Annotated in this window: 15 protein-coding genes; 3 read left to right on the forward strand and 12 right to left on the reverse strand. The window is 42.0% G+C overall.

Annotated elements, in window-relative coordinates; translation table 11 throughout:
• Positions 1-5: 5 nt before the first annotated feature.
• The 11 genes from flgJ to L1272_RS07220 form a co-directional block, all read right to left on the reverse strand.
• Positions 6-974 (reverse strand): flagellar assembly peptidoglycan hydrolase FlgJ, encoded by a 969-nt coding sequence (flgJ, locus tag L1272_RS07170; protein ID WP_209326979.1) that lies wholly within the window; start codon positions 972-974, stop codon positions 6-8.
• 193 nt (positions 975-1,167) lie between these two features.
• Positions 1,168-2,262 (reverse strand): flagellar basal body P-ring protein FlgI, encoded by a 1,095-nt coding sequence (locus tag L1272_RS07175; protein WP_054553304.1) that lies wholly within the window; start codon positions 2,260-2,262, stop codon positions 1,168-1,170.
• A gap of 12 nt (positions 2,263-2,274) precedes the next feature.
• The gene (gene flgH, locus L1272_RS07180) at positions 2,275-2,958 is read right to left on the reverse strand and encodes a flagellar basal body L-ring protein FlgH (RefSeq protein WP_054553305.1); all 684 of its coding nucleotides are present in this window, start codon (positions 2,956-2,958) and stop codon (positions 2,275-2,277) included.
• Between the two features lie 15 nt (positions 2,959-2,973).
• Complete coding sequence (gene flgG / locus L1272_RS07185; protein WP_054553306.1) at positions 2,974-3,762, reverse strand: flagellar basal-body rod protein FlgG; 789 nt, start codon at positions 3,760-3,762, stop codon at positions 2,974-2,976.
• A gap of 21 nt (positions 3,763-3,783) precedes the next feature.
• Entirely contained in the window at positions 3,784-4,548 is a 765-nt protein-coding gene (locus L1272_RS07190; protein ID WP_054553307.1) for a flagellar basal body rod protein FlgF, read from the reverse strand.
• Positions 4,549-4,708: 160 nt separating this feature from the next.
• The gene (gene flgE, locus L1272_RS07195) at positions 4,709-6,076 is read right to left on the reverse strand and encodes a flagellar hook protein FlgE (RefSeq protein WP_054553308.1); all 1,368 of its coding nucleotides are present in this window, start codon (positions 6,074-6,076) and stop codon (positions 4,709-4,711) included.
• A gap of 51 nt (positions 6,077-6,127) precedes the next feature.
• A complete protein-coding gene (locus L1272_RS07200) occupies positions 6,128-6,811 on the reverse strand; it encodes a flagellar hook assembly protein FlgD (protein ID WP_054553309.1) in 684 nt (227 codons plus the stop codon).
• 13 nt (positions 6,812-6,824) lie between these two features.
• A complete protein-coding gene (gene flgC, locus L1272_RS07205) occupies positions 6,825-7,256 on the reverse strand; it encodes a flagellar basal body rod protein FlgC (protein ID WP_036970207.1) in 432 nt (143 codons plus the stop codon).
• 2 nt (positions 7,257-7,258) lie between these two features.
• Positions 7,259-7,669: a flagellar basal body rod protein FlgB gene (gene flgB, locus L1272_RS07210; RefSeq protein ID WP_054553310.1), complete on the reverse strand. Its 411-nt coding sequence runs from the start codon at positions 7,667-7,669 to the stop codon at positions 7,259-7,261.
• Between the two features lie 135 nt (positions 7,670-7,804).
• Positions 7,805-8,635: a CheR family methyltransferase gene (locus L1272_RS07215; RefSeq protein WP_054553311.1), complete on the reverse strand. Its 831-nt coding sequence runs from the start codon at positions 8,633-8,635 to the stop codon at positions 7,805-7,807.
• 21 nt (positions 8,636-8,656) lie between these two features.
• Positions 8,657-9,589 carry a chemotaxis protein gene (locus tag L1272_RS07220; RefSeq protein WP_054553312.1) on the reverse strand — a complete coding sequence of 311 codons (933 nt, stop codon included), beginning with the start codon at positions 9,587-9,589 and terminating at the stop codon, positions 8,657-8,659.
• A 142-nt stretch (positions 9,590-9,731) separates the two neighbouring features.
• On the opposite strand from L1272_RS07220, the gene flgA reads away from it, so the two are divergent.
• The 3 genes from flgA to flgN all read left to right on the forward strand — a co-directional run bounded on the left by flgA (position 9,732) and on the right by flgN (position 11,260).
• Positions 9,732-10,436 (forward strand): flagellar basal body P-ring formation chaperone FlgA, encoded by a 705-nt coding sequence (gene flgA, locus L1272_RS07225; RefSeq protein WP_054553313.1) that lies wholly within the window; start codon positions 9,732-9,734, stop codon positions 10,434-10,436.
• A gap of 79 nt (positions 10,437-10,515) precedes the next feature.
• Positions 10,516-10,836, forward strand: coding sequence for a flagellar biosynthesis anti-sigma factor FlgM (gene flgM, locus L1272_RS07230; RefSeq protein WP_054553314.1), 321 nt, complete (start codon positions 10,516-10,518; stop codon positions 10,834-10,836).
• Positions 10,829-11,260: a flagellar protein FlgN gene (gene flgN, locus L1272_RS07235; protein WP_235373074.1), complete on the forward strand. Its 432-nt coding sequence runs from the start codon at positions 10,829-10,831 to the stop codon at positions 11,258-11,260. The genes flgM and flgN overlap by 8 nt, the downstream gene beginning before the upstream one ends.
• Before the next feature lie 147 nt (positions 11,261-11,407).
• On the opposite strand, the gene L1272_RS07240 is transcribed toward flgN, so the two are convergent.
• On the reverse strand, positions 11,408-15,078 hold a 3,671-nt coding region (locus tag L1272_RS07240; protein ID WP_235373075.1), incomplete at its 5' end, for a beta strand repeat-containing protein.

Below are 15,078 nucleotides of genomic sequence, written 5' to 3' on the forward strand. Positions count from 1 at the left end.
ACTCCTTAACGTACCAATGAAGCAGCGACGCTTTGAAGCTCAACGCGCTTCAATACCTGCTTAATTTTATCGGCATAATTTGGATCAGTTGCATAGCCTGCTTTTTGTAACGAATCTAAAAAGGCTGCAGGCTCTGCGGTATTATTAAGTGCTTCTTGATAACGTGGATTTTCATTTAAGAAATCCACAAAATCATTAACACTGTCTTTAATCGATTGATAAGAGCGAAAACTTGCTTGCTTTTTAACTGGCACGCCTTGTTCAAATTCAAGCGTGACTTTGCTTGCTTTATCGCCTTGCCAGCTCCTATCCGATTTAATGTTGAATAAGTTGTTACTACTGGTGCCATCAGCTTTACTGATGATGTGTTTACCCCACCCAGTCTCAAGCGCCGCTTGAGCAACCATTACAGCAGGGTTTAAACCAATTTTTTCAGCCGCATTTTTTGCATGTTCCCAAACAGAGCTAATGAAAGACTCTGCATCTTCAAAGCGGTTTTCTGTTTGCTCGTTCGCAGCTGTATCTGCAACAGCTTTTGGCTCAGCTTTAATCTTGTGACTGTCGCTCGTTGCACCGGTTGCGCGCTTATCACTGTCGAACTCAGCCGTCGTTCTAAGCACAGAACCTGGAGTAAACTGTTTACCATCTGGCGAGAGTTGTTGAACAATTAAGTCAGCTAGACCCAGCGAGCCGTTTGATGAAAGCTCAACCGATAACTGTTGGTCATGCATCTCTTCAAAAAACTTAACGCCGCTTGAATTAAATGGGCTATCTTTATCTTCAAACGCTTCATTTGCTTTACGCATGCTTTTCAGCAGCATTTGAGTGAAGATAGATTCAAATTGTGCCGCCGCTTTTTTCAGCGCCTCTTTTGACGCATCGCTAGAGGCATCACTTTTTAGAGCACTTTGACGTAACGAGTCTAAGTTGCCTAAATCAAAAAAGTTTTGCTTGTCGAGATGATTAGTATCCATCAGCTTTTTGACACAATAGTTAATAATGAAAATTAAAATGCAAAAATTGCGCCAATAAAAAGCTTTATAAATGAGTAGCTAATAACTGATACAGGAATGGAGTAACTTCAGGGCCAAGATTTTGGCTGATGTTTATACACTGAAGGATTAAAGGTTATAGAAACAAAAAACGCGCTCGAAAGCGCGTTTTAATTTAAATGATAACCAGTTGCCCGTTTATCGCCCCCGCTTCTTTTAAAGCTTCAAGGATTGCCATTAAATCACCCGGTGCGGCCCCGACCTCATTGATTGCGCGTACGAGATCATCAAGATTAACACCTGGATTAAATACAAAAGCACGTGAATCATCTTCGTTCACATCAATAATACTTTGATTGGTAACGGTAGTTTCACCATCACTTAAAGCATTTGGCTGTGACACATTTTGCTGCTCAGCAATCGTAACCGTTAAACCACCATGAGTTATTGCCGCAGGCTGTAGCTTCACATTTTTGCCAATCACAATTGTACCTGTGCGCGAGTTAACAATAATTTTTGCTGCTGTGTCTGCAGGCTTAAACTCTAAGTTTTCAAGGGTAGATAAATACGCAACACGTTGAGATGCATCTCGCGGTGCTAACACTCGCACTGACGCTGCATCAATTGCCTGAGCACTGTCAGGCCCCACCAAATCATTAATCGTTTGCTCTAGGCGCTTTGCTGTTGTGAAATCTGGGCGATTTAAATTAAAGGTAATGTAGTCACCTTGCATAAACGGGCTCTTAATAGCACGCTCTACAATGGCACCGTTTGGAATACGACCCACTGTGGGTGTATTAATAATTACACGGCTACCATCAGCCCCTTCCGCACCTAAACCACCTACAACTAAGCTACCTTGTGCAATAGCATAGGTATTGCCATCAACCCCTTTTAAAAAGGTTTGTAATAAGGTACCACCACGTAAACTACCCGCACTACCAATAGACGAAACCGTAATATCAATGGTTTGACCAGGCTTTCTGAATGCCGGTAACTCTGCATGCACAGCCACAGCGGCAACATTTTTAATCTTAGGTTTTAAGCTATCTGGTAAGGTGATACCAAAACCATTTAACATGGCTTTAAAGCTTTGTTGAGTAAATCGGCTTTGTTCGCCTGTGCCAGGCAAACCAACAACCAATCCATAACCCACTAATTGGTTAGAGCGTACGCCCTCAACCATAGATACATCTTTGACTCGCTCAGCCTGTGCAGAAAACTGCAGGCTAATTAAGCAAAGAGCGATGATGTATTTAAACCCATTCATGACTTTATTCCTCTAAAATGGGAAAAGCGAACTACTAAAGAAACGAGACAGCCAACCTGCACTTTGCGTTTCTTGAATTTGCCCTTTACCTGAGTATTGAATTCGCGCATTAGCAATACGATTGGAAGTTACTGTGTTATCTGCTTGCACATCTTCAGGACGAACTAAACCTTCTAGGCGAATAAATTCTTCACCAGTATTCAAAGTGAGCCATTTTTCACCACGAATAACCAAGTTCCCATTCGGTAAAACACGCATCACATTGACAGAAATATCACCAAATAAGCTATTTGATTGGTTAGACTTTGAATCGCCTTTAAACGATGCCCCTGAGCCAATACCAAACTGAATGCTGTCGCCACCAATGTTAACCGGGTTTCCGCCAAGCCCAATAACAGGGTCTAAACTAGCATCTGTTTCTTTGTCGGTTTCAGTTTTTGCCGCTTTAGTGGCTTGGGTAGACTCTTGCAATTTAACAGTGATGATATCGCCGGCGCGTAATGCCTTTTTATCTGAGTACAAGTCATTTGCCGAATAACTATCAAACAACGAACCTGTTGGTACCACTTGTTCAGTACTTGGTTCCGGATACATAGGCGCATAGTAAGGGTCATCCTGAACCACATGATGATTTTGCGTTGTCATACAACCACCCAGCATCAATGCTGCTGATGTGACTAAGATAATATTACGCATGCTGCCTCCTACCCATTAAAGTTGCTGATTGATGTAACTAAGCATTTCATCAACCGCTGAAATCACTTTTGAATTCATTTCATAAATTCGTTGCGTTTCAATCAAGTTAACAAGCTCTTCCGTTACATTCACGTTAGAGGTTTCAAGGGAACCTTGAACCACAGTGCCTAAACCATCGATACCAGGATTACCTTGCACAGGTGCGCCACTCACAGCGGTTTCTGTGTATAAGTTTTGCCCCATAGGCTCAAGACCCGATGGATTAATAAAATCACTAATGGTGAGCTGACCGATGACCACGTTCTCTGCTTGACCTGAAATACGCACTGATACTTCACCGTCTTGTGAAACAGTAATTGATTGTGCATCGTCCGGTACGTTCATTTCTGGCTGTAATGGAAAACCCGCGCCGGAAGTTACAATGCGACCATCTTCGTCAGTCGTGAATTGACCATTACGTGAATAGGCAATATTGCCATCTGGTAATTGCACTTCAAAAAAACCTGGGCCTGAGATCATCCAGTCCAATGAATTTTCAGTGGTAAGCATATTACCTTGTGAAAAGTTCTTTTGGTTAGCAACCACTTTGGCACCGGCACCAAGCATTAAGCCTGACGGCATTTCAGTGTCTTGCGACGAGCGGCCACCTGGCTGGTTAATGTTTTGATATAGTAAATCTTCAAATACGGCGCGGCTTTTTTTGTAGCCTACCGTGCTGGCATTCGCGAGATTATTTGAGATCACCGAAATATCGGTTTGCTGGGCGTCAAGCCCGGTTTTACTGATCCATAATGCAGGATTCATAACTCTACCCTCTCAGTCATCTTAAACAATGCGTAACAGCTGATCTTGACGCTCATCGAGCTCTTCGGCTGTTTTCATCAATTTAACTTGTAATTCAAATTGGCGTTGATTGCTGATCATATCGACCATTTCATGCACTGGGTTTACGTTCGACATTTCAAGCGTTCCCGACAATACTTTTACGTTTGGTGAAATGTCACAAAAACCACAAAGGTCATTGACCAACATGTCTTCTTTTGGTCGAAATAAACCGTCATTGCCTTTTTCAAGCTGAGTGTTATCAGCCTCAATCACTTTTAAGCGATCAACCACTTCCAAAAAGTTAGCAGGAGCACCTTGCGGGCGAACCTGAATAGCGCCATCTTCACTAAACTCAACTTTTTCAATAGGCAATGGCAAAATGATTGGACCACCTTCGCCAATTACTTGACGGCCATGGCTCGTGATCAATGCGCCATCTGGAGTAATGTTTAAAGTGCCAGTTTTGGTGTACGCCTCATTGCCGGATGCATCTTGTACGCTCAACCAACCACGGTCGCTCATCGCGATATCAAGCTCACGGCCAGTTTCAACAAAACCACCCGATTCCATATTAGATCCTGGGCGTTCTTGCATTGCAAACACCCTAGATGGCAGACCTTCACCGAAGGCTTGCATAGAGCGAGCTTGTGCAAAATCAGCTTTAAAGCCAGTGGTGTTAGCATTAGCAAGATTGTTGGCCTTGAGCTCAAGACCTCGCAAACTTTGCTTAGCACCCGACATGGCAATGTAGACCATTTTGTCCATAACATTGACTCACTAAAAATACGATAATTAGGAAATGCAATAAAAGTGCCAAAGTAAAATTGACGCTAAAATAGAAGAGAAAAATGAATAGTAAGAATGAAAAAAGGCTGCCAATAGAGGAAGCAGCCTTCGTGTCGGATTAAGCTTAGAACCGTTAAGATTAACGGATCTGTAGGATGTTCTGTTGTAGTGTTGAGTTAACCTCAAGCGCACGTGAATTTGCTTGGAAGTTACGCTGAGCACTAATTAAGTCAACAAGTTCATTGGTTAAGTTAACGTTTGATTGCTCAAGCGCTGATGAGTTAATTGAACCTAGAGTACCTGAACCTGGTTCACCCGCAATCGGCTCACCTGACGTTAAACTCTTCTTCCAAGATGTATCACCAACTTGTTGCAAGCCCTGAGAATTAGAGAAGCGCACCATAGCAACTTGACCTAGGAACGACGTATCTCCATTACTGTATGACGCAACAATTTTACCGTCAGAACCGATATCAATTCCTGATAGACGACCTACAGTCGCACCATCTTGCTCTAATGCTTTTACTTCAAAGTTACTTGCGTATTGAGTTGGAACTTTATTTGCTGTTGCCGCTTCATCACGCCAGTTAATAGTCACATCATCAGGGAAACTTGCACCATTCGAAAGTAAATCAGAAAGGCCTGTCGCAGCACCTAAACCACTCGGTAACGTTAATGGATTAAATGTTGTATCAGTATTCGCTGTACCATCTGTACTTTGTGGTAAGCCACTGGCATCAAACTGAAAAGTTGATAATGGTGTATAAGGTGTTGTGGTTTGCTCAACACCTGTTGCATCAAATGGCTTTTCATCTAATGTAGCGTATACTTCCCACTCATTTTCATTACCAGTCACTGTAGAATCAGTTTTCACAAAGAAGAACTGTAGAATATGCGGTTCACCTAATGAGTCATACACCGTTGTCGATGTAGAGCTGTTATAAGTTGCACTTGTTTCTGGATCGAATGGTGTCACAGTTGGCGCAGAGGCACGTGAATCAAGGTTAAATGACGAATAAACATTCGTGGTTGCACGTGGTGAACCTGATGCATCTGGAATTTGTAGCGCAGAAGATGTACTTAAGCTTACAGAGGTTGTGTCACCGGTTGCTTCATCAACAGGGAAACCTTGTAAGTAATTACCGCTCGCATCCACAATAAAGTTATCTTTATTAAGTTTGAACGCACCAGCACGCGTGTAAGTAAAATCTTGTGCACCTAAGTCATTCGCCATTGCGAAATAACCTTCACCAGTAATTGCTAAATCAAGTGAGTTATTTGTGAAAGAGAGTGAACCTTGGTGGAATTGTTGTGCCACCATTGTTGTTCTTACACCGTCACCATTTTTTGTTTTACCAGAACTAAATACTGATGATGCGTATACATCAGCGAACTCTGCACGAGACTCTTTAAAGCCCGTAGTGTTAACGTTAGCAATATTATTTGCTGTTACGTCTAAATCTTTTTGTGCGGCTGCTAAGCCTGTTAATGCAATATTGAAGCTCATAACTCACCTCTAACCTATCTCTTAGCCAAAGCTAACCCAAACCTTTTATACTTATGCGATTTCAGCTATATCAGTTAGCCTAACCGCACCCTCTTTTGTATTTACGATAATGCCGCTTGCGCCATTAATATTGACACTTTCAATATTCTTAAAGGTCGCCATAGGCATACTGCTGTAGTCTCCATTTACAAAGCCTTCAGCACTGATGTCATACTCGCCTTCAGGGAGCACATTGCCATCGTTATCTTTACCATCCCACTCAAAACGCAGTGCGCCCGCAGACTGAGAACCTAATTCAATGGTTCGTACTAACTGACCTGAAGAATCTGTTATTCTTAGCGTTAAAGATTCAACGGCTGTCTCAGCAACCACCGACCCTTTAGCAAGGTTTTCACCGTCAAAGTCAATGGTGTCAGACTCTAATAACGCTTGCTTACCAACCAAAGTGGAAGCCTGTAACGCAGAATTTGATGTCATTGATGCAGTCAGTGAGTCAAACTTCTCGTTTAAGTTTGAAATACCTTCAGCCATAGTAAAGTTCGTCATCTGCGCGATCATTTGATCGTTATCAGCAGGGTTACTCGGATCCTGGAACGACAACTGCTGTGTTAACAACGAAAAGAAATCTTCCTGAGAAAGTGTGTTGTTGTCTTCCTCAGTTGTTTGCGTATTGCTTTGATTCCAACGCAAGCTATCCATATAGGATGATGATGCAGAGCTGATGTCGTTACTCATAACTTATCCTCGATTACCGTTGTCCTAACAACAGTGTTTTACTTAACATTTGCTTAGCTGCATCAGCAACTTGCACATTTGTTTGGTAAGAGCGAGAGGCAGAAATCATATTTGCCATTTCTTCTACAACATTAACGTTAGGTTTGTAGATATAACCATTTTCATCCGCACTTGGGTGATTCGGGTTATATTCAATTTGTAGCGGCTTATCGCTCTCTACAATACCTAAAACTTTAACGCCTACAGAAGAGCCCTGAGGATTGCTTTGCGATGCTGACGCTTTGGTCAACTCTGCAGCAAAAACAGGATGGCGCGCTCGGTATGTCTGGTCTTGGCTAGAGCTAATCGTGTTTGCATTCGAAATATTACTCGCTGTGGTATTTAAGCGCACATTTTGTGCACTCATACCCGTGCCTGAAATATCAAAAACATTATATAAACTCATGATTAAGCTCCTTGACTACCGAGGGCTTTTTTAAGGCCTTTAATTTTACTACTCATAAATTGCAGGCTTGCCTGATACTCTAATGAGTTCTGTACATACAAGTTTCGTTCCACTTGTATATCTACAGAGTTACCATCGCCTGTATCTGCTTGATTTGGCGTACGAAACATTTCTGCACCGCCAACAAAACGACTGCCTCCGGCAATATGTTTAGCATCGGTTCTTACCATGCTATTGCCGCCTTGTTGGTTGCTTTTTGCCGCTTTTAATGCCGAGGCAAAATCAATGTCTTTCGCTTTATAGCCCGGCGTATCAGCATTAGCGATATTGGTCGCTAATAACTCAGCGCGTTGTGAACGGATCAACATTGCATGGGGGTGAACACCAAATGCTTTATCAAAACTGATAGCCATAACCATCTCCAAAAAATTGACTCTAGAGTGATTAATGCAAAAGCTAAGCCAATAATGAAGGGGATATTTTATTCACCTAAGATATTGAATAATAGATAAATTTAGCAACCTAAGAGCTAGGTTGCTAAGAAAGGTTTACTTTTTCTGGTAGATGATGCCTGGATTACAACGAACCATCTCAAAGCTATCACTTAAGCCCGCCATTGATTCTGACGCACCTAAAAAGAGGTAACCTTTAGGGTTTAGGGCTTGAGCAAATTGCGAGATAATTTTAGCTTTTACCTCTGGTGAGAAGTAAATGAGCACGTTACGGCAAAATATAATGTCGAACTTGCCCATTAAAGCGTATGAATCCAGTAAGTTAAGGTGTCTAAAGCTGACCATTTTACGTATAGGGTCAATGACTTGAGCCATTCCATTGCCGCTGTCTTTAAAGAACTTTTGACGGCGTTCCATCGACAAACCACGCGCAAGCGCCAGCGAGTCATACTCAGCGTTTTTGCACATATCAAGCATGGTATTAGAGATATCAGTGCCGATTATTTGCGCCCCCATCTTTAATACACCAGGGTTTTTTGACTGAAACTCGGCAACCGACATGGCAATTGAATACGGCTCTTGTCCTGATGAACTTGCCGCTGACCATATTTTTAATGGTCTACGCACATCTTTAAGCTCAGGAAATAATTTCGTTTTCAATAACTCAAACGGATACTGGTCACGAAACCAAAGCGTTTCATTGGTTGTCATTGCATCAACCACAGCGGCACGAAGCTGCCTCTCATGAGGACTCAGTGTTTTACTTACCAACTGCGATAAAGACTCGACATTAAAACGCGCCATAAGTGGAGCGAGACGGCTTTTAACTAAATAAAGTTTATTATCGCCAAGCACAATGCCGCATTGTTGCTCTAAAAAAGAGCGAAATTGATCGTATTCGCTTTGTTGTAAATGCTTATTTTCCAAAGTAATACCACCTATAAACTATTAATCACAATGAACCCATTTTTTTACAGCAGTCGCTAGTTCATCTGGGTTAAATTTAGCAATAAAATCGTCAGCTCCCACTTTCTCAATCATTGCTTGGTTGAATACACCACTTAAAGAAGTATGTAAGATCACATGCAAAGGTGATAATTTTGGATCGGCCTTTATCTCGGCGGTTAAGGTATAGCCATCCATTTCTGGCATTTCAACATCTGAAATTAATAAGCCAACTCGCTCAGTAATATCGTTCTGGCAATCAAGTTGAGCTATTTCTCTTAGTCTTAGTAAGGCCTCTTTGCCATTTTTAGCAAGCTCAGTTTGTACACCAAGTGGCTCAAGCGCTCGTTTTACTTGATTTCTCGCGACAGCAGAGTCATCAGCAATAAAGACGATTCTTTCACCTAAATCTTTCTGGAACTCACCTTCACCAACAACATCTGCGCTAACTTCAGTGTTCACTGGGCAGATTTCATTTAGGATCTTTTCAACATCCAAAATCTCAACCAGTTCGTTTTCTATTTCTGTGACTGCTGTTAGGTAAGAATAACGTCCAGCTCCCGAAGGTGGTGGCATTATTTTTTCCCAGTTCATATTTACGATACGTTCTACACCACCAACCAAAAACCCTTGTACTGAACGGTTGTATTCGGCAATGATGATAAAGCTGTCTTTTATGTTTTCAATTGCAGGACCACCGACAGCCATTGATAAGTCAATAACAGAAATAGTTTGTCCACGAATATGCGCAACACCGCGAATATAGGCATTTGATTTTGGCATGTTCGTAAGTGGCGGGCATTGCAAAACCTCTCTTACTTTAAACACGTTAATACCAAAGCGCTGACGCCCTCTGAGTTTGAATAATAGTAATTCAAGGCGGTTTTGCCCAACCAACTGAGTTCGCTGGTTAACTGAGTCTAAAATGCCTGCCATTTCAATCTCCTAAAGATAAACAATCAGAGCTGGAACAATAATTGCCTTCTTTGTGTTAAAGCTACATAAGGTTACGAAGCGTCTGTTTTTTGACGCAAAATATTTATACCTTGTTTTCAACAATAAGCATAGTCGAAACAATATGAGTTTGTTAAAAAAAAGCCGAAGATACAGTGTTTTTTATTTTCTTTCTAGCCTGTTGTTTGCAACACAACTACAAGCAGAAGTCTATAACAACGAGCAACTTCAACAGATCGCTGTTGATTTTGTGAGTGAACACATGCCTGACTTGAACACAACACCACAGATAAGCGCTTTGCCTCTGGATAGTCGCATTCCTGATAGGTTATGTGAGTCGCCATTAAACAAAGAGTTACCAACAGAGCCTCCTTTTAATCGGCAGGTCACGGTACAACTTAAGTGCCAAGACATAAATAGTTGGACCCAATACGTTCACGTTAGAATTATAGAACTTGAGCCAGTCGTTGTTGTTACAACGAGTCTTACTCGAGGTGAAGTTATTCGTGCCGAACATTTACGCCTAGAAATGAAACCTAAGCAATTTGTTAGAACGCAATACGTACAAGATGAGTCTATACTTATTGGCAGTCGCAGTAAGCGAAATTTACGCGGTGGTACACCTATTGTTATGAGCCAAGTTTGCATGGTTTGCAAAGGCGATAACGTAACTATCTATGCTTCGTTACGGGGCTTAAGGATCAAAACCACCGGAATTGCGCTAGAAGATGGCACGTTAGACGAATTAGTACGTGTAAAAAATAAAAAATCAGGTAAAGTATTAAATGCGCGTGTGGATGGAGTCGAGTCTGTACAGGTAAATATTTAATTTTAACTATTTATGCTAAAGTATCCGCTGTGCCCGCCGATATAAAGGCATAAGTTGGGTAATGTATAGGTCAAAAATTATGGTAAGCAATGTCAATAATGGTCAACAACAGCCTTCTGTGTTGACAAATACCAAGCAAAAAAAGCTTGATTTACAAAAAGATAATGCTAATGCAGCTGCTGCTAAATCAGCCGCACCTAAAGCAAGTGCAGATTCTGTCAGTTTAACACCTCAGGCAAAGCAGCTTAAATCATTGCAAGAAAAAGCAGAGCAGTCTTCTGGTTTTGATAGCAATAAAGTGGCTGAGCTGAAAAAAGCGATCAGCGAAGGTAAATACCAAATTGATGCTGAAAAGCTAGCAAAGAACATCGCTGCATTCGAGTTTGATGTCTATGGCTGATCATAATCATTTAATAGCCAGCAAACTAACACAGCAAGTTTCGTGCTTGGAGTCTATTGCTGCGTTGTTAGATGATGAATTGACAGCCATTGCTGCAAAACGTGGCGAAGGATTAAAGAGTATTTCCCAACAAAAAATTTCTTTGCTCCAACAAATCCAAACCATAGATAAAGAAGTGCAAAAGCTTGTCGCGCACAACGAATCGCAAGATGATGACGTGAGTGCACTTATTAAGCAAGTTAACACTCTCCTAGCAAGCTGCAAAAAGAAAAACGATGTAAACGCCCATGCGGCTCACCAAGCACAGTTAAGTGTTAAACAACTTAAAGACATTCTAATCGGTGCGCCTTCATCGATGACCTACGACCAAGGCGGCAGCGTAATTCAAGGCGATAAAAAAATCGTCCACAATTTGAAAGCCTAAACCCAAATATTATTCTTTTAAAAAAACGCGATAACTAAGTTAGTTATCGCGTTTTTTAATGTTTGCAGAATTATACCAATCCACGATATCACTCAATTAAGCAAGGTACTGTAAGAAAAGCGCATTTCAGCGCTTTTCTTTTATTGATTAAATATCTACAGATTTATTTCCATCTTCGATTAGTTTCTTAATCATGTCCTCTGATTCACTCTGAATATCACTTGCAGGTTGTGAACTTATTGAGTCATTAGGATCAAAAGCTAAACTTTGCTGTTCGCTATCGATATTCAATGCCAGTACCTCACTTTGTTCAGAGTCACTTAAAACATCATCGATTGTTACTTCAAGCGGAGCAGAGTTAGAGTGCAATGTCGGTTCCGTATCCGCTTTAGCTAATATCACGCTTAAATCAATACTTTCACCGAGCTGCTCAGCGCCTGAAGTTGAACTTTCATTTTCTGGTGGCTCTTCAGAGTTATCTAAGCCTGCTAAAACAGGTTCTTCTCCAAGAGATATGATGCCGCTATCAGGCTCTGATTCAATCACACCTGTACCGACTAAATCGTTAGAGGTGTTCTTGACGATATACTCACCAGTTTCAGTATCAACAATAGCAAAGTAATATTCATTCCCTAAATCAAGAAAAGAAAGCCCTATGCTCCAGTCACCGTCGCTATCAGTTGTGGTGCTTGGCGAAGAACTAAGAACTGAAGCGTCGATAATATTGAGTAAATTAAGGCCGATTAAGTTAGAGCCAATGGCATAAACCTCAGTTCCCGGCTCAGCAGTGCCTTCGGCGAAAGGTAAGAGTAAACCTAATATACCTGGATTATAGTTAGTAACATCAAAAGCATCTAAGCTAGGGTCATTACTATAATCAATACTCGATATAGTGGTTGTATTACCAGCAGCATCTGTCGCAGAGGCCTCAACATATGCGAGAGTTAATAAAGAGACTGACAAATTAAGCACTTGCCAATCACCATTAGCGTCAACGGTGGCTGTGTAAGGAACTCCTATGCCACCTCCAATTAGGTAGTTTGTAATGGTAATAACACTTCCTTCAGGCAAATCTGAAGTACCAGAAAGCGATACCAAGTTACCTAATAAGAATGACGGCGTGATTGATAACTCTGGAGCCACAGTGTCAACTTCTCCGCCCGTTTTACTATCAGTTCCTGTATTACCTGCGGTATCTGTGATGCTTGCAGTGACCGAGTACACTCCATCAGCTAACGCTTGACCTGCTTCAACTTGCCAATTGCCACTCGCATCGGTTGTGGTAGTAACTGTATGTTGTAAACCGCCTGCGGCAGTGAACACAATTACTACTGTACTATTTGCAGCATCAGATGTGCCGCTGATAACAGGGGTTGAGTCGTTTGTGAGTATTAAACTGCTTTGATCAATGCTCACAATCGGTGCCGTAGTATCAACCGCAGACGTTGTACTTACTGAACCATCATTCCCAGCAGTATCAGTCACAACAGCGGTTACCGTATACTGTCCTTCGGCAAGCGCTTGGGTTGCTTCAACTTCCCAGTTAAGGCTTGAATCAAGCGTTGTTTCAACACTATGACTAACACCTGCTGCATCAACGAAGGTGACAACCACTCGATTACCAGCGACTGCTCCTGTTGCACTGCCAGAAGCGAGCGGTGTTAAATCGGTTGCAACAGCAATCGTGTCTATAACAACATCAGGCGCAGTGATATCTATAATGCCAGACACCGAAGTGGTTGCGCTATTACCTGCAGCATCAGAGATACTGGCTTCAACAGTGTATGCTCCTTCAGCTATTGAGGAAGGTAATGCCACAGACCAATTACCTGATGCATTAACAATAGCAGAAGCAGTAACATCATTACCTAAACTATCAGACACAACTAACGTGACAACGGTGCCCTGAGGTGCATCACTGGTACCACTAATTGTCGGTGTAGTATCATTTGTAATTGCTGGTGCATTAACCAAGATTGATGGCGCCGTGAGATCTATCTCACCAACCTTTGATGCTGTTCCAGTTAAACCATTTTCAGTTACACTTGCATCTACCGTGTATTGTCCTTCACTGAGTACAGTAGCAAGCTCAACACTCCAAATACCACCCGTTACCGTTGTAGTTATTGTTTGTGTATTTCCAAGTGCATCTTCAACATTTATTGTAACTTGTGTGCCGTCTACTGCATCACTGGTACCTGAGATGATGGGGGTTGTATCATTTGTAATTGCCAACGTGCCAATAGATACTGTTGGTGCATTAGTGTCTAATGTTGCATTGTCTGTGGCAGTCGTCGTGTTATTTGCAGCATCAGTGATGCTTGCAGTAATAGTAACTGAACCATCGTCAAGTGGTGTAACAACATCAACTGACCAAGTACCATCAATTTGCACTGTAGCTGATAATGAATAAATATTCCCACCGTTAGAAACACTCAAAGAGACTATGCTACCTGCAGGTTCATTACTTGTACCGCTAATTGTAGGTGTAGAATCATTTGTCGTTCCTAAGCTATTAATAGTGAGCGAAGGAGCAAGTGTATCTATAGAACCAGATTCAGTATCACTGCCAATATTACCCGCAACATCCGTTATTGACGCTGTTACAGTATAGTTTCCATCAGGTAACGCGGCTGGTGTAACTTGCCATGTTCCATCTCCCAACACTGTCGCAGTCAGTGTTTGGGTATCACTATTGCTGTCTGTAATCGTGACAGATACTTGAGTTCCCGGCGATTCTGTTGATGTACCTGAAATAACTGGCAAACTTGAGTTTCCAATTCCCAATACGTCAAGCAATACAACAGGCGTAACTGTATCAACTGTTATTGATGCTGTTGCAGTTTGCGTGTTGTTTGCATCATCCGTTATGCTAGCCGTAATCGTGTAACTACCATCAACGATGTCGACAGGTACTACAAGCTGCCATGTGCCATCTGTATCAACCGTCGTAGTCAGAGTTTGACCCGCTATTTCAACAACCACTGAACCACCTATCTCATTACTACTACCCGAGATAGTTGGTCGAGCTTCAGCTGTGCCACCAATAGCATTTACGCTTAAAGTTGGTGCTATACTATCCAGTACACCTGTTGTTTGTTCAGTTGTTAAATTACCCACCTGGTCTCGAACCGATGCTGTTACTGTGAATGTGCCATCAGCAAGTTCTGCTGGTACATCAACAGACCAAGTTTGATCGCTTTGCACAGTTGCAGTAAAGCTTTGCGAATCTCCATTAGCGTCTTGAACAGTCACATTAATAACCGTTCCTTGACCCATATCCGTTGTACCCGAGATAGTTGGTGTTGTGTCATTAGTAAGTGCGGCAACAGACACTGTTAGTTCAGGTGCTACATTATCAAAATCAAGGGTGCTCACCGTTGCAGTGTTACCTGCTGCATCTGTTCCACTTGCTGTTACATAAGCTAAATTAAGCAGTGGCACAGTAATATTCGCTAAAGTCCAATCTCCATTCGCATCTGTAATGGCAGTGTATGTTAATCCAATTAATCCACCGACAAGGTGCTCAGTGATCGTGATAACACTTCCTTCTGGTAAGTCTGAAGTCCCAGACAAGCCAACCAAATTACCCAGTAAAAATGAAGGGATCACACGAATGTCTGGCGCTATAGTGTCGACTTCACCACTGTCACTGGCACTGCTGTTATTACCTGCTGCATCACTGATACTAGCACTGACTGTGTAGTTGCCATCAGCTAAGGCTTGCCCTGCTTCGGCGCTCCAATTGCCTGAAGCATCAGTGGTGACTGTCACGGTATGGCTGATACCATCAGCATCGGTAAAGGTCACGGCGAGTG

It is taken from the genome of Pseudoalteromonas sp. PAST1, from assembly GCF_021532515.1.
GTDB lineage: Bacteria > Pseudomonadota > Gammaproteobacteria > Enterobacterales > Alteromonadaceae > Pseudoalteromonas > Pseudoalteromonas simplex.

Excerpts from the sequence above, each read along its gene's own strand:
- L1272_RS07175 (WP_054553304.1), bottom strand. The coding sequence starts at position 2,262 with ATGAATGGGTTTAAATACATCATCGCTCTTTGCTTAATTAGCCTGCAG.
- L1272_RS07190 (WP_054553307.1), bottom strand. The coding sequence starts at position 4,548 with ATGGACAAAATGGTCTACATTGCCATGTCGGGTGCTAAGCAAAGTTTG.
- flgC (WP_036970207.1), bottom strand. The coding sequence starts at position 7,256 with ATGAGTTTATATAATGTTTTTGATATTTCAGGCACGGGTATGAGTGCA.
- flgM (WP_054553314.1), top strand. The coding sequence starts at position 10,516 with ATGGTAAGCAATGTCAATAATGGTCAACAACAGCCTTCTGTGTTGACA.
- L1272_RS07220 (WP_054553312.1), bottom strand. The coding sequence starts at position 9,589 with ATGGCAGGCATTTTAGACTCAGTTAACCAGCGAACTCAGTTGGTTGGG.
- flgN (WP_235373074.1), top strand. The coding sequence starts at position 10,829 with ATGGCTGATCATAATCATTTAATAGCCAGCAAACTAACACAGCAAGTT.
- flgE (WP_054553308.1), bottom strand. The coding sequence starts at position 6,076 with ATGAGCTTCAATATTGCATTAACAGGCTTAGCAGCCGCACAAAAAGAT.
- flgB (WP_054553310.1), bottom strand. The coding sequence starts at position 7,669 with ATGGCTATCAGTTTTGATAAAGCATTTGGTGTTCACCCCCATGCAATG.
- flgH (WP_054553305.1), bottom strand. The coding sequence starts at position 2,958 with ATGCGTAATATTATCTTAGTCACATCAGCAGCATTGATGCTGGGTGGT.
- flgA (WP_054553313.1), top strand. The coding sequence starts at position 9,732 with ATGAGTTTGTTAAAAAAAAGCCGAAGATACAGTGTTTTTTATTTTCTT.
- flgG (WP_054553306.1), bottom strand. The coding sequence starts at position 3,762 with ATGAATCCTGCATTATGGATCAGTAAAACCGGGCTTGACGCCCAGCAA.
- flgJ (WP_209326979.1), bottom strand. The coding sequence starts at position 974 with ATGGATACTAATCATCTCGACAAGCAAAACTTTTTTGATTTAGGCAAC.
- L1272_RS07200 (WP_054553309.1), bottom strand. The coding sequence starts at position 6,811 with ATGAGTAACGACATCAGCTCTGCATCATCATCCTATATGGATAGCTTG.